The 20,777-nt window shown below is 47.9% G+C and carries 17 protein-coding genes; 6 read left to right on the plus strand and 11 right to left on the minus strand.

What is annotated here, in order from left to right; translation table 11 throughout:
• Window positions 1-190 precede the first annotated feature (190 nt).
• From ybiO to ACM615_RS15155, 5 genes are all read right to left on the minus strand, one after another.
• Window positions 191-2,422: a mechanosensitive channel protein gene (gene ybiO, locus ACM615_RS15135; RefSeq protein ID WP_129639014.1), complete on the minus strand. Its 2,232-nt coding sequence runs from the start codon at window positions 2,420-2,422 to the stop codon at window positions 191-193.
• Between the two features lie 474 nt (window positions 2,423-2,896).
• Entirely contained in the window at window positions 2,897-3,619 is a 723-nt protein-coding gene (glnQ, locus tag ACM615_RS15140) for a glutamine ABC transporter ATP-binding protein GlnQ (protein ID WP_129639013.1), read from the minus strand.
• Window positions 3,616-4,275, minus strand: a complete 660-nt coding sequence (glnP, locus tag ACM615_RS15145; RefSeq protein ID WP_013574682.1) for a glutamine ABC transporter permease GlnP — start codon at window positions 4,273-4,275, stop codon at window positions 3,616-3,618. Before glnP ends, glnQ begins: the two co-directional genes overlap by 4 nt.
• A gap of 111 nt (window positions 4,276-4,386) precedes the next feature.
• Window positions 4,387-5,130 carry a glutamine ABC transporter substrate-binding protein GlnH gene (gene glnH / locus ACM615_RS15150; RefSeq protein ID WP_013574683.1) on the minus strand — a complete coding sequence of 248 codons (744 nt, stop codon included), beginning with the start codon at window positions 5,128-5,130 and terminating at the stop codon, window positions 4,387-4,389.
• A gap of 413 nt (window positions 5,131-5,543) precedes the next feature.
• Window positions 5,544-5,810 (minus strand): DksA/TraR family C4-type zinc finger protein, encoded by a 267-nt coding sequence (locus ACM615_RS15155; RefSeq protein ID WP_112289429.1) that lies wholly within the window; start codon window positions 5,808-5,810, stop codon window positions 5,544-5,546.
• Window positions 5,811-6,343: 533 nt separating this feature from the next.
• On the opposite strand from ACM615_RS15155, the gene ACM615_RS15160 reads away from it, so the two are divergent.
• The 6 genes from ACM615_RS15160 to ACM615_RS15185 all read left to right on the plus strand — a co-directional run bounded on the left by ACM615_RS15160 (window position 6,344) and on the right by ACM615_RS15185 (window position 14,725).
• Window positions 6,344-7,330 (plus strand): KpsF/GutQ family sugar-phosphate isomerase, encoded by a 987-nt coding sequence (locus tag ACM615_RS15160; RefSeq protein WP_129639012.1) that lies wholly within the window; start codon window positions 6,344-6,346, stop codon window positions 7,328-7,330.
• Between the two features lie 195 nt (window positions 7,331-7,525).
• A complete protein-coding gene (locus ACM615_RS15165; protein ID WP_431012177.1) occupies window positions 7,526-8,614 on the plus strand; it encodes a capsule biosynthesis protein in 1,089 nt (362 codons plus the stop codon).
• Window positions 8,615-8,668: 54 nt separating this feature from the next.
• The gene (locus ACM615_RS15170) at window positions 8,669-10,345 is read left to right on the plus strand and encodes a polysaccharide biosynthesis/export family protein (RefSeq protein WP_112289426.1); all 1,677 of its coding nucleotides are present in this window, start codon (window positions 8,669-8,671) and stop codon (window positions 10,343-10,345) included.
• Window positions 10,345-12,384: a capsular polysaccharide biosynthesis protein gene (locus ACM615_RS15175; protein ID WP_431012122.1), complete on the plus strand. Its 2,040-nt coding sequence runs from the start codon at window positions 10,345-10,347 to the stop codon at window positions 12,382-12,384. The genes ACM615_RS15170 and ACM615_RS15175 overlap by 1 nt, the downstream gene beginning before the upstream one ends.
• Window positions 12,385-12,431: 47 nt before the next feature.
• Window positions 12,432-13,703: a capsule biosynthesis protein gene (locus ACM615_RS15180; protein ID WP_431012123.1), complete on the plus strand. Its 1,272-nt coding sequence runs from the start codon at window positions 12,432-12,434 to the stop codon at window positions 13,701-13,703.
• 26 nt (window positions 13,704-13,729) lie between these two features.
• On the plus strand, window positions 13,730-14,725 hold the full coding sequence (locus ACM615_RS15185) for a NosD domain-containing protein (RefSeq protein WP_431012124.1): 996 nt from the start codon (window positions 13,730-13,732) through the stop codon (window positions 14,723-14,725).
• Window positions 14,726-14,781: 56 nt separating this feature from the next.
• Here the strand turns inward: ACM615_RS15185 and ACM615_RS15190 are convergent, their stop codons facing one another.
• From ACM615_RS15190 to dps, 6 genes are all read right to left on the minus strand, one after another.
• On the minus strand, window positions 14,782-15,720 hold the full coding sequence (locus ACM615_RS15190; RefSeq protein ID WP_431012125.1) for a glycosyltransferase family 2 protein: 939 nt from the start codon (window positions 15,718-15,720) through the stop codon (window positions 14,782-14,784).
• A gap of 14 nt (window positions 15,721-15,734) precedes the next feature.
• Window positions 15,735-17,255 carry a glycosyltransferase family 29 protein gene (locus ACM615_RS15195; protein WP_431012126.1) on the minus strand — a complete coding sequence of 507 codons (1,521 nt, stop codon included), beginning with the start codon at window positions 17,253-17,255 and terminating at the stop codon, window positions 15,735-15,737.
• A 2-nt stretch (window positions 17,256-17,257) separates the two neighbouring features.
• Window positions 17,258-17,902, minus strand: a complete 645-nt coding sequence (locus ACM615_RS15200) for an acyltransferase (RefSeq protein WP_431012127.1) — start codon at window positions 17,900-17,902, stop codon at window positions 17,258-17,260.
• A gap of 28 nt (window positions 17,903-17,930) precedes the next feature.
• Window positions 17,931-18,596, minus strand: a complete 666-nt coding sequence (locus tag ACM615_RS15205) for an ABC transporter ATP-binding protein (RefSeq protein WP_165058175.1) — start codon at window positions 18,594-18,596, stop codon at window positions 17,931-17,933.
• Complete coding sequence (locus ACM615_RS15210; protein WP_431012128.1) at window positions 18,593-19,369, minus strand: ABC transporter permease; 777 nt, start codon at window positions 19,367-19,369, stop codon at window positions 18,593-18,595. The genes ACM615_RS15205 and ACM615_RS15210 overlap by 4 nt, the downstream gene beginning before the upstream one ends.
• 653 nt (window positions 19,370-20,022) lie before the next feature.
• Entirely contained in the window at window positions 20,023-20,526 is a 504-nt protein-coding gene (gene dps, locus ACM615_RS15215) for a DNA starvation/stationary phase protection protein Dps (RefSeq protein WP_112289418.1), read from the minus strand.
• Window positions 20,527-20,777 lie beyond the last annotated feature (251 nt).

A 20,777-nucleotide genomic window follows, 5' to 3' on the forward strand; every position in this document is an offset into this window, starting at 1 on the left:
CGAGCGTTAGCGCGTGTTGAAAAAACGAGGGGAGTTCAGAGGGGAAAAGCCTTTCCCCTCTGGTCGGTTTCGGCGCAGTGCGATAAGTGATCGCTGCGCTTAAAAGACCGAAATATTCTCGATCAAGCCCCCACGGCGAGTGAAGAAACCGAAATTATCTCGATACAGCTTCAGCCCTGCGGCCAGCACATCACCTGACTGGCCCTACCACCGGTAAGGTGCCCCCACCGCCAGCATCTCCTTCATCTTTATATATCTGCACCGCCTGCCTTGGCATCACCATGCCCGCTTTCTCGAAGTGAATTTTCACCAGTCTGTCCAGCGCGTATTGCACCGTCCATTGCTCCAGCGCTCTGGTGCGTACCAGTACGCGGATGGTGAAGAACTGATCGCCTAATCCCACAACGCCCTGGAAGGTCGGTTCGCCGAGCAGCAGAGGTTTGATTTTCTCATCCTGCTGCAACTCTTCTACCGCCTGACGCAGCACATCATTGGCCTTATCTACGTCTTCGTCGCGGCTGACGTTATAGCTGGCGCGGTACACACCGAATTCGCGCTCGTAGTTGGAGAGAGTGGTGATGGAAGAATAAGGCACGATGTGGAACACGCCGTAAATATCGCGCAGGCCAATTGAGCGGATGGTCATGCTTTCGACCGTACCGGTGATCCCCATCACGGTGACGTATTCGCCGGTGTTCATGCCGTTTTCAAACTGGATGAAGATCCCGGTGATGACGTCTTTGACCAGCGTTTGCGCACCGAAGCTGACCGCCAGACCCAGCGCACCGGCACCGGCGAGCAGAGGCGCAATATTCAGCCCGATTTGCGAGAGCATGATCATCACGGTGATGGTGCAGATCACGATAGCGAGCACGTTACGGAACAGCGTCAGCAATGTCCGCTCGCGGGCACTTGGTCGTGCGCCGTTAGTCAGTTCCTGCCCCAGACGGTGTTCAATCATGCTGGCCAGCAACGTCCAGCCGACGATCGCAAAGCACAAGATAAACAGGATATGCCCCAGCCCGCTGATCACCTTCTCGCCGCTTTCGGTCATGAACCATTTATTGAGATTGAAGATGTGCCAGGCATCGAGCAGGAACAGGGTCACGCTGAGCACCACCAGCACACGGATGATTTTCAGACCTGCCGGAATGTACGAGTTGATGCGTTTTTGCAACAGCGGATAGCGGCGGTTCACGTCATCAGGCAGGGTAATGCGGCGGCTGATCCAGCGGGAAAGCAGGCCGGAAATCAAGGCGCCGAGCGCAATGACCACCAGACTTTTCACCGTTGCGGTCATCATAAACCGCAGGCTGCCGGCAAAATCAAACTGTGACAGGAAAAACAGCACCACGAAATAACTCACCGCGAGCAGGTGCCAGACGTGTCCGAGGGCGCGCAGGATCACGCTGAAAAACGCCATCGAGCGTTCGGCCAGCAGATTGAATTCGCGGTGGATAGTGCGTCGGTTATGCAGGATCAGCCAGCTGGCATAAATCGTCAGCCCCAGCATCACCACAAAATTGACCACGGCGGCGGTGGTGTAGTTGATTTGCGTCGCCACTACCGGCACGCCGACCATCAGCGCATAACCAATCAGGCCGCTGACCCAGGCCAGGCGGGTATTCCAGTAACGGGCAGTCATGTCAGTCAGCGGGAACGGGCGAAGATAGCTGAAGCCGGGCGCAAAAATCAGTCGCAATACGGCTTTGAAGAATTCAATGACCGCAAAGGCGCTGAGGAATAAGGCCTGCTGACGCGCAATCAGCGCGCTGCCACCGTTCATATATTGCGTGAACAGATTTCCGGCGGCGACGGTCAGCAGCAAAATAACCAAATCGATGACGAACGCACCCAAAATACTGGCGGGCAGCTGATACCAGTGCGCCTGTTTCAGCCGCGCGTTATTTCCCCAGCGGCCAAGACGCACATACAGCGGACCCACCAGTTTACGGATCAGATGAAATAGCGCAAAGGTCACGGCAACGGTGAGCAGGAAATACCCCAGCGCCGTAAAAAAGCGGTCAGCGCGAAAGCTATGCTGCGGGCCGGAATCGATAGTGTCTTTGAGTTTTTCTACGCGCTGCCTGAGCTGCGCGACGGTACCTTGCGTGGTATCGACCAGTTCGTCGATCAGGGAAAGCTGTTCCGGCTTAGGTTCGCTCTTTTCAGCGGCGGGAGCCGGTTCTGCCGTTTGAGTTTTGGCGGCTTCACGCAGATGTGAAATTAATTCAGCCCGGGCCTTATCATCCTGAAGTATATCGGCCAGCGCGGTGTATGAGGCTTTTTGCTGATCGGCACCGGCAGGTTGTTCTGCCGCGTGACTGAAAGCGCTGAACAGGGCCAGCGTGATGAACAGCAAGGTGGAAAATACGTGTGTCTGGATGCGGTGAGCCAACGGAGTCCTGTCGTTATGCGGCATTGTTCCTCTCTCAAAAATAGCAATTAATCGGCGTAAAGCTGCCTAAGGGTAAAGCATAAGTGGCCGTATTGTAGATAATTTGTGGCAAAAAGTTGTGGGGTGACGTGCCATAAGCGGGTGAGTGGCTGATCGAGTGTATTGAAACTCACGGGCGATTCAGAAATCTTGCTGAACGGAGCGGCCTGAAGACCTTAGGCTTCAGGACCGAGAGAAGGCACCGCTCAGCGGCAAGATTTCCAGCCTGTCACGGTAGTAACTGGAACATAGCCAGCGAGCGGAGCGCGTATTGTAAAAGCGGGGAGAGATCCAAGAGAGGGAACGCACTTCCCTCTCTTGGGCGGTTTCGGCACAACACGTTAAGCGATCACCGCACCTGAGAAACCGAAATTTTCACAATTCAGCCTTCACGGCGAGTGAAGAAACCGAAATAATTCCGGTCAGAGTTAAAAGCCGCTCTTGCCGCGGCCTTTGGCATCAGGAAACGTGTTGCAGGAACTCGCGCAGACGTTCGCTTGGCGGGTTGTTCACCAGGTCAGACGGTTTACCGTCTTCGGCGATACGACCTTTGTCGATGAAGATCAGACGTGAAGCCACTTTCTCGGCAAAGCCGACTTCGTGGGTCACGATAACCATCGTCATGCCTTCTTCTGCCAGCTGCTTCATTACCGTCAGCACTTCGTGACGCAGTTCAGGATCCAGCGCAGAGGTTGGCTCATCAAACAGCATCAGTTTTGGTTTAACCGCCAGCGCACGGGCGATGGCCACGCGCTGCTGCTGTCCACCGGAAAGCTCTGACGGATAGTGATTACCGCGCTCGGAAAGCCCGACTTTTGCCAGCAGCTCTTTCGCCTGTTTATTGGCTTCTTCCTTCGACGCGCCACGCACACGGATCGGGCCGAACGCCACGTTTTCCAGTGCGGTCATGTGCGGGAACAGATAAAACTGCTGGAACACCATGCCCGCTTCCTGGCGGATCAGGCGTTCGTCGACTTTCGGGTCGTTCACTTTCAGGCCATCAACAATCAGCTCGCCGGAGGTAATTTCTTCCAGCTTGTTGATGCAACGCAGCAGTGTGGATTTACCCGAGCCGGATGGCCCGATGATAACCACGACTTCACCCTGAGAAATGTTCAGATCGATGTCGTGGAGCACCTGGGTTTTACCAAAGTGTTTTGAGACGTTCTTGAATTCAATCATATAATTTTCAGTTTGCGTTCTAAGCGGCGCAGAACAAAGCTCAGAGCCAGCGTGATGATCAGATAGATAACAGCAACCGCACTCCAGATTTCCATGGCGCGGAAGTTGCCGGCGATGATTTCCTGGCCCTGACGGGTCAGTTCGGCGACACCGATAACGATAAACAGTGAGGTGTCTTTGATGCTGACGATCCACTGGTTACCCAGCGGTGGCAACATGCGGCGCAACGCCAGCGGCATGATGATGTAGCGCAGCGTCGCACGGCGCGACAGACCCAGCGCCAGACCCGCTTCACGGAATCCGTTGTGAATCGACAACACCGCGCCACGCGTAATTTCAGCGATATAAGCACCGGAGTTGATGATGATGGTCACCACCGCCGCGCTGAACGGGTCGATACGCAGATCGGGAACCATCATCGGCAGTGCGAAATAAATGAACATTACCTGTACGACAATAGGCGTACCGCGAATGAGCTCGATAAAGACCAGTGCGACGTTGCTGCTAAACCAGCCACCAAACGCGCGGGCAAAACCCGCAATCACACCAATAATCAGACCGCCAACCAGACCGAGGACCGAAATCCACAATGTCATTTTAGCGCCTTCGAGCAGGATAGGCAGAGCGGGCCAAATTACGCTCCAGTCAAACTGCATGGATTATCTCCTGGTAAAACAACAAACTGCGCCTGTGCAGATTTGCATCTGACAGGCGCTTCTTCTCAAGTGCTCTTTCTTAAAAAAGGAACGACTTAAATTAAAAACAGCTTATTTAGGTTCGGTATCAAACCATTTTTTGTAGATTGCTGCGTAAGTACCATTCTCTTTGATGGTTTTCAGCGCGGCGTTGGCTTTCTCACGCAGGTCACTGCCTTGCGGGAATGCGATACCGTATTGCTGGCCAGCCAGTGAATCGCCGACCGCTTTGAACTGACCTTTACCGGCAGTTTTGATGAAGTACAGAATGTTTGGCGTGTCGTGCATGACCGCATCAGCACGGCCCGTGCCCAGTTCCATGTAAGCGCTGTCGATGTTCGGGAACTGACGCAGATCTTTGGTCTGCACGTTGGCTTTCATGTAATCAACGGAGCTGGTGCCGCTTTTCACTGCAACGGTTTTGCCTTTCAGGTCAGCAACGCTTTTGATGGCGTCGTTATTGCTTTTAACCATTACCATCAGGCCGCTGTTGTAGTAACCATCAGAGAAGTCGATGGCTTTTTTACGCTCAGGGGTGATGGTGATACCGGCCAGTGCCAGGTCGATGTTGTGTGTTTGCAGGGCAGGAATGATGCCGCCGAAATCCATTGGTTTCAGTTCATAAGAGACTTTCATCTCTTTGGCGACCGCGTCCCAGAGGTCAATGTCGAAGCCGACGTACTTGTCGCCTTGTTTGAATTCAAACGGTACAAACGCAGTGTCGGTAGCTACGATCAGTTTTTTGTCTGCTGCGTGGGAGCTAACGGCAAAGGCCAGAGTCAACGCGGCCAGGGAAACTTTTAACAGTGACTTCATCAGTGAATTTCCTTTGTACATATTATGGGAACGGCATTGGGTTACGGCGCTTTAATGCAAAATTTATGCCAGAATTTATGCGGGAAATTATGCATATTAAAATTCAATAGGTTATCGCGCTGCTGAACCGATCAAGCGGCATTTTTATGAATCAAAGCACCATTATGGTGCGTTGTTACATGTTGAAATGTTCTTTGATGGTGCATGGCTTCATCATTAACCAGATGTTGTATTTTAAACAATCATTAATTAACAATTGTGCTGCTCAAATGATAACTCGCTCTAACTTTATTAGAACCTGAGCAAAACCAGTGCTCAGTTTTGAAGCAGATGTTAAGAAGGGAAGGGCGAAATTCAGGCCGGAATTCGCCCTGGGTGAACCAAAATGGTGCAACCGGTCATAAGGAAAAATGCTAGCGCAACTGACTGTCTTTGCTGCCGCGCCGGTTGTATCCGGCATGATCCTGCTGTTTTTTGTCTATCTCTGCCTGACATTTCACACAATATTGCACGCCCTGCAACGCTTCCCGGCGTGCTTCAGGAATGGGGTCACCGCACTCCTTACAATAATGCGCACTTTCACCATGGCCGAGCGACTGACGCGCTCGTTCAACCGCGTCGTTCACTGTGGAATCAATCTGATCTTGTACCGCGCCATCTTGCGCCCATCCGCTTGCCATAATGGCCTCCTCGAAACATTAATTTAAATCACTCATTTGAAACATTTATTCACGGCTAAATTTCTATTGGTTAATAATAGGCTGCTTATAGTGCTAATTCGCTATGATTAATTGTGCTAGCTAAGTGGAAATGGTTATAAAACAGGGGGTTGATAATTTTTATTTGTCACAACAACATAGCGAAATGTCATAAATTCCTAGGACAAGTCTGATAGAGTTTGTGTTATTTCGTGCCCTATGTTAAAAAAACGCGTGAATTGAATGAATGTATTTCGGTTATCAATAACCCATGTGAATCTGTTTCATTTTTCGCGTGTTTGTAAGTTCATGTTTTGCTCGCGAGCCTCTGCATCGTTCAGATTCTCGCTTTTCTCATTCAATTCCCTCCAGCTGCCAGGCAGCGTCGACCGGCCAGACCAGGAAATGGAATTCGTCTCCGTGCATTTACTTGATCGGCTAACCAAAATAAATAACCACTCTTAAGTGTAGTCGCTGAGTGAGTTTTATCCCGGAAGGGTATTCAGGGTATTAAAGTGGCAGATAATCAGGTAGTTGGAAGCGCTGGTCTTGTATCCTTACAGCCCGGTCTGATTGACTCGGTGCGCAGTACGCTTTCTGAACAGGCTGACGCCTTACACCGTCTTTCTTCACACCTCGACAGCGTTCAGTACCAGAAGGCGCTGAAGCTGATTGTTGAATGCAAAGGCCACGTGATCCTCTCCGGAATGGGAAAATCCGGACATGTCGGGCGCAAAATTTCTGCGACGCTGGCCTCAACCGGAACCCCCAGTTTCTTTATTCATCCTGCAGAAGCCTTCCACGGTGACCTGGGGATGATTACGCCGTATGACCTGCTGATCCTGATTTCAGCCAGCGGGGAAACCGACGAAATTCTTAAGCTTATCCCTTCATTACGTCAGTTTGGTAACCGCATTATTGCGATCACCAACCACAGCGAATCGACGCTGGCTAAACATGCTGATGCGACGCTTGAACTGATGATGGAAAGCGAAAGCTGTCCGAATAATCTCGCACCGACCACATCGACCACGCTGACCATGGCGATCGGTGATGCGCTGGCGGTGGCACTTATCCATCAGCGTAAATTCCTGCCGACAGATTTTGCCCGTTACCATCCGGGCGGCTCGCTGGGGCGCCGTTTGCTGACCCGCGTTTCCGACGTGATGCAGGCAAATGTGCCGACCATTACCGAAGACACGGAGTTCCGTCAGGTTATCTCGGCGATCACCTGCGGTTGTCAGGGCATGGTGGCGGTAAATGATGCGCAGAACCAGCTGGCCGGCATCATTACCGATGGCGATTTACGTCGTTATATGGAAAAGAATGCGCAGCTCGACAGCGCGTGTGCCAGAGACATGATGACCCGTTCGCCGCTGACCTTACCGGCTGACATGATGATTACGGATGCTGAAATGCTGATGCAAAAGCACCGCGTTTCGGTGTTGCTGGTGACGGATAAAGAAAAGAACGTCGCAGGCCTGGTCCGTATTTTCGACTGACGATAAAGCACGATTAAACTCTTTGCGCACCGTGATCCTTATGCGAGGGAAATGAGGTTTTCACGGTACTTTTAATAAAGCACGACACTAAAAACGTGCTGTTTGTCATGATGATAATAAATGTTTATTGAAAAATTGAAGTCCGCATGGCCAGGGGAACACATTGCCCGGGTTCGTCGATCTCCTCATCTTAATATGGTCACGCTGAACCGCAATCTGGGCAAAATTGTGATCGGCCTGCCGATGGCGTTGCTGATCATCTATCTGGTGATCTTCAGCCGTCCGCGCTATCTCAGCGAGTCTACCGTCGCGATCAAAAGCTCTAACGACATCAGCGGTTCCAGCCTGAACGTTGGCCTGCTGCTGGGCGCCGGAAATCCCAGCACCGCTCAGGACGCCATGTATTTAAAAGAATACATTAACTCGCCTGACATGCTGGCCGTTCTGGATAAGCAACTCGATTTCCGTTCCGTTTTCGGTAAAAGCGGTCTGGATTTTCTGTATCACCTGCCAAAAGATGCGAGCAGTGAGCAGTTCCTGAATTACTACCGCGACCGGATTGCCGTCACGTATGACGATAAATCGGGCATGCTGACCATCGGCACGCAGGGTTTTACCCCGGAATTTGCCGAGCAGTTCAACCAGGCCGTACTGAAAGAATCCGAACGTTTCATCAACGAAATCACGCATAAGATTGCCCGCGACCAGCAGGCTTTTGCTGAAAACGAAATGCGTGAAGCCCGCGCCCGTCTGGATGAAAGCAAAACCCAGCTGCTGGCGTATCAGAACCACAACAATATTCTCGATCCGCAGGCTCAGGCGATTGCAGCGACCACGCTGGTGAATACGCTGATGGGGCAAAAAATCCAGATGGAAGCGGAACTGCGCAACCTGCTGACTTACCTGCGCGATGATGCGCCGCAGGTGATCAGCGCGCAGAACGCCATTACCTCTCTGGGTAAGCAGATTGATCAGGAAAAAAGCAAAATCACCGCGCCGGATGGCCATCAGCTGAACAGCATGGCGGTAGATTTCGACAGCATTAAATCGAAAGTCGAGTTTGATACTGAACTCTACAAACTCACGCTGACATCGGTGGAGAAAACCCGTGTTGAAGCGGCACGAAAACTGAAGGTGCTCTCGGTGATCAGCTCACCGCAGCTCCCGCAAGAAACCACGTTCCCGAATATCCCTTATATGATCGCAAGCTGGCTGCTGGTGTGCTGCCTGTTATTCGGAACGATTAAATTATTGCTGGCCGTTATCGATGACCATAAAGATTGATGTGGTTTGTACCGCTATCCCTTTTTGCCTGAAGAATCGCACACAGAGCTTGTTATGAAATTATTGAAGTCCGTTTTAATTTTGCTGGCCTGCCAGCTTACCCAGGCAAATGCCATCGGGATCAATGCCGATCCGAACATGACCGGCGCCGCGCCGCTGCCGACTTTTCTAACCGGGCAGACGCAGCAGACCGGTTCTGATACCGGTTTTGATGATTCGCCACCGCCTCCGGTGCCTGCGGTCATGAGCCGTATGTTCGGTGCGCAGTTATTTACCGGCAGCGCGGCGGCTGATAACGCGGCGAGCATCGGATTCAACCCGAATTACATTGTCGGCCTGGGCGATCAGGTTCAAATCCGTTTGTGGGGCGCGTTCAATTTTGACGGCGCGCTGACCGTTGATCCGAAAGGTAATATCTTCCTGCCGAACGTCGGGCCGCTGAAGGTCGCCGGTGTGTCTAACAGCCAGCTGAACAGCGTGATCACCACCAAAGTGAAACAGGTTTATCAGGCTAACGTGAACGTATATGCCTCACTGCTTCAGGCGCAGCCGGTGAAAGTGTTTGTCACCGGTTATGTCACCAATCCTGGCCTGTACGGTGGCGTGGCGTCTGACTCACTGCTTTCTTACCTGAGCAAAGCCGGTGGCGTGGATACCGAGCGCGGCAGCTATGTCGACATCGTGGTGAAACATAACGACCGCGTGCGTTCGCGCATCAATCTGTACGATTTCCTGCTCAACGGTGACCTGCGCCTGTCGCAGTTCTCTGATGGCGATACCATCGTGGTCGGACCGCGTCAGCACACGTTCAGCGTGGAAGGCGATGTCTTTAACAGCTACGACTTTGAATTCCGTGACAGCACTATTCCGGTCAGCGAAGCCCTGAGCTGGGCGCGTCCGAAGCCGGGCGCGACGCACATGACCATTATCCGCCAGCAGGGCAGCATGAAGCGCAGCGAGTATTATCCGCTGGGCTCCGCGCCGGGTCGCTCATTGCAGGATGGCGACAAACTGATTGTCAGCTCTGACCGTTACGCGGGCACCATTCAGGTGCGCATCGAAGGCGCGCATTCCGGTGAACACGCCGTCGTGCTGCCGTATGGCGCCACCATGAGCCAGCTGTTGCCGAAAATCCGCACCAACTCTATGTCGCAGATTAACTCCATCCAGCTTTATCGCCGTTCTGTCGCATTGCGTCAGAAAGAGATGCTGGATCTGACGTTGCAGAAACTGGAAGAAGCGTCTCTGTCCGCACAATCCTCGACGCAGGAAGAAGGGCGTCTGCGTGCGCAGGAAGCCCAGCTGGTCAGCCGTTTCGTGGCGAAGGCCCGTCAGGTGGTGCCGAAAGGTGAAGTGGTGCTGAGCGAAACAAACCTGAATCAGGTGATCCTCGAAGACGGCGACGTCATCAATATTCCTGAGAAAACCTCGCTGGTTATGATCCACGGCGAAGTGCTGTTCCCGAATGCGGTGAGCTGGCAGAAAGGTCTGAGCCCGGATGATTACATCGACAAAGTCGGTGGTTATACGCAGAAAGCGGGTAACTCGAAAGTCATCCTGATCAAACAGAACGGCGAAGCGATTAACGCGGAAGACGTGAAAACGCTGCAACCTGGCGATGAGCTGATGGTGCTGCCGAAATACGAATCGAAGAACATCGAAGTCACACGCGGTATTTCAACGATCCTGTATCAGCTGGCCGTTGCCGCGAAAGTGGTTCTGACAATTTAATGATTGGGATCTTTTCTGCGGGAATTCAGCGCATCCCGCATCTGGATGAGTTTCTCGGTCAGCCGTGCCGCAAGCTTTCTCTGCTGCGGCCGGTACCGGAAGACATCACGCAGATTGCCGTGTGGGGATACCGGCCAACCGGCGATAAAGCCGTCGCGCTGGCCGCAAAATCAGGCCTGCCGATATTGCGTCTCGAGGACGGATTTATCCGTTCTCTCGAACTGGGCGTTAGTGGCGCTGCGCCGCTTTCCATGGTGCTGGATACAGAGGGCATGTATTACGACGCCTCGCAGCCCAGCACGCTTGAGCGGCTGATCCACCAGCGGGAAGAGAACCAGCAACTGCATGATGCCGCACGTCAGGCCATGCAGATGATTGTTGACGGTGACCTGTCGAAATACAACCAGGCACCGGCGTGTACGCTGACCCGTCCGGAACAGGGCGCGGTGCTGGTGGTCGATCAGACCTTCGGCGATATGGCGGTGGTTTACGGCAATGCCGGCGCTGAACAGTTTGATGACATGCTGCGGTCGGCGATAGCTGACAATCCGCAGTCTGAGATTTGGGTGAAGATCCACCCGGACGTTTTGCACGGTAAGAAAGCGGGCTACTTCACGCAGATTGCCAGACTGGCGCAACAGGAACCGCGGATCAAACTGCTGGCGGAAAACGTCAGTCCGCAATCTTTACTGCGTCTGGTAGATCGCGTGTATGTGGTGACGTCCAACTATGGCTTTGAGGCGCTGATTTCCGGTAAACCGGTCAGCGTGTTCGGACAGCCGTGGTATGCGGGCTGGGGATTAACGGACGACCGTCATGCTCAGTCTGAACCGCTTCGTGCGCGGCGCGGTACAGCCAGTCTGGAAGATATCTTCAGCGCGGCCTGTTTGCGTTACAGCCGGTACATCAATCCGGTGAGCGGCAAGAGTGGCACGTTATTTGATGTACTTAGCTGGCTTTCGATGCAACGACGTCATCACCAGCAGCGGGCAGGACGCTTATGGTCGCCGGGGCTGACGTTGTGGAAGCGCAGCATACTGGCGCCGTTTCTGCGTACCAAAAGCAACAAAGTGAATTTCAGTAAACGCTATGCCGGTGAAACCGCCTGCGTGGTGTGGGGGATCAAAGGCGAATCACGCTGGGGTGCGCAGACCGCACAACAGCAGATCCCGCAATGGCGTATGGAAGACGGTTTTCTGCGCTCGGCCGGTCTGGGTTCTGACCTGCATCCGCCGCTGTCGCTGGTGCTGGATAAATCGGGCATTTATTACGATGCCACACGACCGAGCGACCTTGAGCACTTGCTGAACCACAGTCAGCTGACGGCATTTCAGCAACAACGTGCCGCTGCGCTGCGTCAGCGTCTGGTCGCCAGTAAAGTCAGTAAATATAACCTCGGCGCTGCGTTTACCTTGCCAGCCGAAGCTGCGGGTAAAACGGTGATTCTGGTGCCGGGACAGGTGGAAGATGACGCGTCGATCCTGACGGGAACGATGTCGATTTGCACCAACAGTGATTTGCTGCGCACGGTGCGGGAGCGTAATCCCGACGCCTACATCATTTATAAGCCTCACCCGGATGTTCTGGTGGGCAACCGGCAGGGACATATTCCTGCGGAAGATGTCAGCCGCTGGGCAAACAGTCAGGCGCTGGATGCTGACATTATTCAGTGTATCCAGGCTGCTGATGAGCTGCATACCCTGACGTCGTTGTCGGGATTTGAAGCCTTATTACATGGCAAAAAAGTGGCGTGTTACGGCATGCCGTTTTATGCCGGATGGGGACTGACGCAGGATGAGCATGAATGTTCACGCCGGCTGCGCAGCCTCAGCCTAGACGACGTGGTTTACCAGGCGCTAATCGCGTACCCGTCGTATATCAACCCGCAAAGTCGGGAGCCCATTTTGGCGGAGCAGGCGGTTGAACTTCTCGCTGCGACCCCACGGGCAAAAATGCAATTCACAAGAATAAAAGCGGGCAGGATAGTCCGTTATTACAGAAAACTGCTCATGCTGATCCGGGTGACATTAAGCACCTGAGAACAGCTTCTTACTAATGCCTGAGGCGTTGACGGAATCGGACAGAAATGGACAGTAAGGCGCTTACAACATTACTTTCTGGAAAAAAATACTTGCTGTTGCAGGGCCCGATGGGACCTTTCTTCAGTGATTTGGCGCAGTGGCTTGAGTCTCTGGGGCGGGAAGCGGTGAACGTCGTTTTCAACGGCGGAGACAGGCGGTATTCGCGTAAGCGTGAATACCGCTTGTACCAGCAGACGCCTGATGAGTTTCCGACCTGGCTGAAAGAAACCTGGCGGGAATACGACTTCGATACCATCGTGTGTTTCGGGGATTGTCGTCCGTTGCATCAGGCCGCTAAACGCTGGGCGCAGGCAAAAGGCGTGCGCTTCCTCGCGTTTGAGGAAGGCTATCTGCGCCCGCATTACATCACGCTGGAACAGAACGGCGTGAATGCCTATTCCAGCCTGCCGCGCGATGCGGAGTTTTACCGCAGCCTGCCACCGATGACCATGCCGGAAATCGAGCACCTGAAACCCTCAGGCTGGCAGCGCGTCCGTCATGCGACCCTGTATTATCTGGCCGGCTGGCGCTATCGCCACGACTTCCCGAAATATCGGCATCATAAATCCTTCTCGCCGTGGTATGAGGCGCGTTGCTGGACCCGTGCTGCGTGGCGTAAAAAGCTGTACGCCTTCCGCCAGCGCAATGTGTTGCAGCAACTGCAGACGGATCTGGATCAGCGCTATTTTCTGGCGATTTTGCAGGTATATAACGACAGCCAGATCCGCAATCACAGCCCGTATAAAGACGTGCGTGATTACATCAATGAAGTGATGCACTCGTTCGCCAGGAAAGCGCCGTCAACGGAGTTTCTGGTGATTAAGCATCACCCGATGGACAGAGGACACCGTTTATACGGACCGCTTATCCGCCAGCTCGGTAAAAAATACGGCATCCATAACCGGGTGATTTACGTCCACGACCTGCCGATGCCTGAACTGCTGACCCACTCAAAAGCTGTGGTCACGATTAACAGCACTGCCGGTATCTCTGCGCTTATTCATAATAAGCCGCTGAAGGTGATGGGAAGGGCGCTGTATGACATCAAAGGCATGACCTATCAGGGACATCTGAACCAGTTCTGGACCTCAGGATTTAAGCCGGATATGAAGCTTTTCAAACAGTTCCGTCTATACTTGCTGAAGAATACGCAGATTAATGCGGTGTATTATGGTGGTAATAAAGCGGACATCGCGACCGCCACAGATACCCAGTATCAGCCGGTATTTATCAGCCAGAAACTGATTATGAATTACATCAAACAACAGCCTTCATAACGACTACCTTTGAGGAATATGCTCAGATGCAAAAACGTTTATCGATTAACCTCTGCGCATATTTCTCCTTACCTGTTCTGCTCCCCCTTTTTCTCTCCGGCTGCGCCAATGCCGTTCCCTCGATGCATTCTCATGAGTGCGAATTACCTGAGGTGCGCGGCAATACTTCGTTATCCCCTCATTGCGTTTATAAAGAAGCGGTCATCATCACCAGCAGCAACACGACGTTAGATTGCCACGGGGCGGTGCTGGAGGGGGACAATGAACGCCCTTTTGGCATAATGATCAACAGCAAGGGTAAGCCTTTATCCGATGTCACTGTCCGCAACTGCAAAGTGCGACACTTTACCCGCAGCGGCATCCGTATCACTTCTGATATCGCAGCCAGCAAACTCAGCCCAAACCATGAAGAGAACTACCGCCGGACACCGACGCGGATAACCCTTGAGAACGTCGAAGTGACTGGCAGCGGACGCGTGGGAATTTACTTTGACGATTACGTCACCCATTCAACGCTGAGCCACTCGATTGTCCGCGACTCGTATATGTCCGGTATCTACCTGGAACATTCCTCGCGTAATAATAAAATTGTAGATAACCAGATCATCAACAACGGCCATGAGAGTTTCGGCAAGGGAAAGCGTGAAGGATTAGCGGTGGACTCGTCGGCGTACAATCTTATCGAAGGCAACCGTTTCGAATCGAACGGGGCAGGGGGCGTGTTTCTGTACAAGAATTGCGGCGAGCATTTCAGTACAGGCAAATCCGTGATCCGCTGGCAGCACAGCGACTACAACGTCATTCGCAACAATACCTTCGTGAATGAACCCGTGGGCATCTGGCTGGCATCCCGGCAGAACCGGGACTTATCAGGATTTGACTGCGGGGATAAACCGAGGGACAGTTCCGGTAAATACTTTAACGATTATGCGGATAATAATGTGGTGGAGGGGAATAGGTTTGATGGGGTAGTGGCTGATATTGAAGATAAGGGATTAAATAATAGAATCCCAAGCCATTAGTCGAGTCAATAACATTCGGGATTCATTAATTTTTTAAAGTCGAAGACTAATGGGATCTAAAACTGTGTCATCACATCTTTCCAGTAACTAGTTGCATCATGTTCAATGTCGTCCCTTCTTTTTTTCAGTTTTTCTGAGTGCAATATCCCTTGTTGGAGCTTTACAATTAAGTTGCCAGAAGTAGAAGGGAACGCTTTTATTTGTTGCTGTAACATTCTTGCTTCTTTGAAAAATCTTCTTGAAAATTCCAGTGAAGAAAGGTTTTTATTAGTGATATAGGATTTGTATTTTTCGAATATATCACTTTTTAATTCGCTAACTTTTATGAAGTCTTCGATCGTTTTTTCTGTTGGTGGTCTATTAGTTAAACTGTTTGGATGTCTTACCCAAGAATATAATTTCTTCAATATTATTTCTACCGTAGGGTTGCTACTGTAAGCATTTAAAAGAAATATATGATCTTCCCCATTGTGGATTCCATCGGGAAAGAAACAATCAATATTTAATAAATGTTCTCTTTTATATATTTTCCCCCAAGATAAACGAGGGGTAGAGCCGTCGAGTAAAGTCAGAAACCTATCCTTGTTGGAAATGAAGTTTTCAATGTGTGTGCCGGAAATTATTTCGCCATCTGGCGAAATAGATTTAAACATACATTCAACAATATCAGGTTTATGATTAATCGCGACAGACGTGAATTCTTCAATAAAATTAGTTTCAATACGGTCATCAACATCAATAAAACAGATGTACTCAAAGTCAGTGTTTCTGATGCCAATATTTCTAGCGGTTCCTGGCCCCTGTCCAGTCGATTCTAATATTTTGGATCTAAAGGGGAAGTGCGTATTTTCTAAATATTCAATAGAACCATCGATACTGTCGTCTGAAATGAATGTGACTTGAAAGTTATTAAATGTTTGTTGTGATAAATCATAACAAATATTAGGGAGGTGAGCTTCAGCATCTTTAAATGGAATTAATATATCAATGTTCATTATTTCTTCCCAGCTTAATCTAAAATAGATTCCATGTGGTATTTTTCGCTTGACCAATTGTGTATTGTATTTAAACCCACTCTGCGGCCATTAGAATAAGATGTCGCTACGCCATGAGCTTGGTCAGTAAGTGAAAAACCGAATATGTTCTGTCTTGAGACAGGCCCATTTATACTATATAACCAGCTCAAGTATTTAAGTCCACTACTAGGTGATGCCCCGATTTGCTGGGTTAACTTAAGATCGATATTGCGAGGTAATAGGCAAATTTTATCTGCGTGCTCTTGTAAATCGTGAAGTTTAAGCGCAAGGTTTTTAGTTGAATACAGGTTGCCATCAGAAATGATTATAAAATCTAAGCCAAACTTCCTATTACGCGGCGTTTCATAATAGCGCGGATTAATTACTAGAATATTTGTTTTTCTTCCGTAATCAACACTAAATGGATAGTCTGTGATTGCACCGTTAAACCTAACAACTTTATAATTTCTGTCAATCTCGGTGCCTTTTTTCAAACCTACTTCAATTGGTGAGTTACCAACAATAGACATGCTCGAACCATTTGTTAAAGCATATGTCTCAAATTCCCATTCATTTTTGGCCAATTGAAGAAATAAATCATGATCCTTTTTAGCCCATTCATCTTCCAAAGCACCACTTTTAAAAAGAAGATGAGTTAAACCCAAAAATCTATAACGACTCCAAGCATCTTTATCTTTAGATTTTGCTTTGTTTGCCATCTCGATGGCTTTTTCATATTCCCCACTTTCGGTAAAAAATGCCGCTAATAACATAATAAATTGAACAGGGAAAAGTTGTTTTCTTATAGAGCTAGCTAGTTTATTTGCAATGCTTTCTAGTTTGGGATCTGGGCCTAAAATTCTATATAGTTTCCTAAATATCAAAATAAGGTCATTTTGATGTAATGTTAAATATTTCGAATCAAGCAGTGTTGTCGCTGCGGTTATTATTTCCGTTGTGTATATGCCTGCATTTAATGCATATTTAACTTTTGATACATCAGTGCATTCGGGTCTATCTTTATAGTAAAAATAAAGTGAGTTAAAGTCATTTAATAGCTTCATATGCAGTACGTTTATTTGGTGTGCTGCATTTGAAATTTTATTCAAAAATTCAGAGTTGCCATCAAATTCTGTTTCTTTAGGGGTTAGAAGCAATAATCCTTTGATAATCGTATTGTTTTCAAATGGGAATGAAATGTCGTAGGTTAATATATTACCATCGAATTCGAAAAGCACTTCATTGGAGCTTAGCCTATAATCTCCAATTTTTAAATTTACATGCTTGCTACAGCAGTTTTCAATATGAGATTGAAGCTTAAGGCTGTTTGTATATTGTTCTGACAAGTAGAGGTTTATTATATCCTTAGTAATTATACTATTAATGCTAGGGTTTTTATTTTGTTCCTGTGTGTTTTTTTTATGCTGTTTACTAGCATTTAAAAACTTGCTGTCTTGAATAAATTTTTTAGGATTTAGAATTAACTTTCTTGTTTTTCTATACAAAACATTCATTGTCATATCTCATCAAAATGTTTAATGCCATCTAAGTGGGATGTATTTAATGATGCACGATCCCACGTAATCCCACTTTTCACTACTATGGCCGGGTTGCCAACTGCAATAGAATTAGGTGGAATATCTTTACTTACTACTGAACCAATGCCTATAACTGATCCAGTTGATATTGTAACGCCTTTAAGTATAGTTGTTTTATTTGCTAACCAAATATGATCTTCCAAATAAACGGATTTTGAGAAATTAAGCCGTTCTCCTGTATCAATAGAGAAAATTGGGTGGTAATCATGATTGTAGATATTGATATCAATGCCGAACATGCAGTTGTCGCCTATGATAATATCTGATGATTCTGATAGGTGTAATTTCATACCACCAGTAGAGCTAAAATTGCTTCCAATTTTAAGATTGCATTTACGCCCAATTTTTATCAATCCATTAATTTTTGAATATTTCCCAATTTTAATATTATTATTACCGCCGTAATCTACGAGAGTTAAATTATCTATTTTTGAATTTTCATGAAATTCGAAATTACTATTCAATCCACGTAAATCAATTTTTACAGATTTCCATATGGATGGTTTTCCTATTACTTTACCACCCTTCAATTCAACCAAAGCAATAAATTCTTCAAAAGTCATATTTTTATCTTATATTATAATTTAAGGTTTAGATGTTTTCGTCTATTTTATATTTATGAATGGCTTCATCTATTGAGTCAACGTACTCTACTTTGTTATTTCTACCAATGAAAAGAGCTACATCACAGAACTCCCTCAGAGAATTTAAACTATGTGAAACCATAAGGAAATTGGCTTCACTACGTTTGGCACTGAATAGGGTTGAGCACTTTTGTTTAAATCTAGCATCACCAACTGCCGTTACCTCATCAACTAAATAGTAATCGAATTTAAAAGCCATGCTAAGGCCGAACCCTAATCTTGATTTCATTCCAGATGAATAGGTCTTTATTGGCATGTCGAAATACTTTCCAAGCTCCGAAAACTCTTCAACAAAAGCGACTTTTCCGCTTAGTTCTTCTTTAGTTGAATATAATCTAGAAACAAATTTTACATTTTCACGGCCAGTTAGGCTTCCCTGAAAACCACCTGACAATCCGACTGGCCAAGAAATTGTTTTATTTGTTGTTATCCTACCTGAATCTGGGCGATCAATACCTCCAATTACCCTCAATAGAGTGGATTTACCCGCGCCATTTCTACCAATAAGCGCAACACTTTTATTAGAAGGTATTTCTATGTTTAAGTCCCTAAAAACATAATGTCTTCCTTTTGGTGTTTTATAGGACTTTGTCAACCCCTCAATTTTTATCATGATGTGAGCATTGCCTCCTCTTGCGAACGGTAGAGAGCTAATCCAATAAAGAAGATTATTAATGTACAGATTGCTAAATAGTTTAAACTCACACCATCACTAACATAACCAGGGAAAACAGATGATCTAAATAGCTCTACTACATGTACTAAAGGATTCCATAATAAATATGGCCAATAGTCTTTCGGTATACTGTGTAGAGGAAACATAACACAAGATATGAAATAGAGGGGTTTTATCATTATAGGTAAAAACTTCTCAGTTTCAGGGAATGTTTTACCTATCACCATAAATATTAATCCAATGCCGCAAGATAAAATTATCAAAAGAACCCATGTAAATACTAGCATTATTAAATGTACTATTTTAAAGTTTTCACCAGAAATAAAAACGATGGACATCATTAAGATGTATACTAGTGAATAAATAATGCTCTCGAGTAATGCTCTCGAAAAAATAGTATCAATTGGTTTGACGGGTCTATAATTAAATAATCCTTGATTAGCCTCTATAGCTCCTATTGAGCGAGTGCTTATACTACTAAATAAGAAATAAGGGATAATGCCGTTAATTAAGAAAACTGGAAATGAAATATCAGGCATTGTGCGATGCATTATATAGCCGAATATGGCTATCATAATCAGCATATGTGCCATCGGCTCCAGTGCTGCCCACAGATACCCTAACCGGTACTTACCAAAACGAGTCTTAATTTCCCTCAAAAACAGCGCTTTTACCGCCGCCTTCTGAACTTCTAAGCCACTACGTGCCATCGGATTATTCCAGTGTTTAACATTTCCACGCTACCGCCCCTGGCTTACAGCAGCCAATGCGCTCAGGAACGGGTCGGATTGTGGGGAGTCGGTTGTGCATAACACATCAAAGATGTGTCAGGAGCGGGGGAGTCACTTATCCATAAGTTGCGTATAGAGGACTGATGCCGGGGGAACATCCCTGGTAAATATCTCTATTTTTTATAAGGTTAGAGTGAGATACCCTTTTCACAAAAATGCAAAGGTTGCGAAAAAATATTTCAGCAAGTTTCAGGGGTGACCACACCTATGTAAAATTGCTTTGAGCTATTAATTTGTATTAAATCATTCATACAGCCTATTGGTTTAGGAATTCTCTGAGGAGATAAATAAACTGTCGGTTTTTCAGTAAGATAATGAAACCGGTTCCATTGACTTAAGTTGCGGATTTAGTTGAAATTGTAACTATTCATCAGGGGTATTATTAAATTCTGATGCAAAGTTACTGACTGAGGCGGGTTTTAAGTCAAATTTTCACAAGAGGGGAGCGGGGCTGGATAGCGGACATAAAAAAGCCAGCGACTTTCGTCACTGGCCTTTCGCATTAATCACTCAGAGTTCCGCAGCCTGATTCTGCGGTATCGGGCAACATATACCCGATAATGATTATCTGATTACTCGATATTTGATTCGATGAACCACAAGAATTTATCCAGGTCGCGCGATGCGGCGGTGAAAATATCTGCGGTATCTTCATCTTCTACTTCACCAATCGCCTTGCGGGTATCGTTAGCGACAACGGCGAAACGATCCGCCAGCGCTTTCAGATGTTCCTGCACGGTATGGATGTTGGTCGGGTAGCTTTTCAGCGGCGTTTTATCGTTAACAACCTGAACGGTACCCAGCGCCACGCCACCTAACTGCACCACACGTTCTGCGATGGTGTCCTGGTGATCGATAACTGCAGTACGGAATCCATCAAGCATTTCGTGGACGGCGATGAAGTTAGCGCCACGCATGTTCCAGTGTGCTTGTTTGATAATCAGTGACAGATCAATATATTCGGCCACCAGACGGTTCAGCACCTTGATAGTATCAAGCTTGACGCTTTCATCTAAATCGTTGCGTGTATAAATAAGCTCAGAAGATTTCGTTTTGACCAGTTTAGCGGTACTCATATTCATATCTCCTTGTTTCATTAAAATTAATTGCTACAAACGTGTTTCTCAACTGCATTCAGTATAGCAATAAATCGAAATTTTGCAGGACAGCATTTCCTATCGCTTCGATAGCATCTGTCTAATAGACAATTCCGTATTTGAGGAACCACCTTATCACACTGATTTATAAGGTGGATAGGAATCCTCCTGAACAGATAAAATATTAGCGAGAAAATCATTAAATGCCAGTGATAATAATTTTCATTACA

It is taken from the genome of Rahnella sp. PAMC25617 (assembly GCF_050606005.1).
Taxonomy (GTDB): Bacteria; Pseudomonadota; Gammaproteobacteria; order Enterobacterales; family Enterobacteriaceae; genus Rahnella; species Rahnella variigena.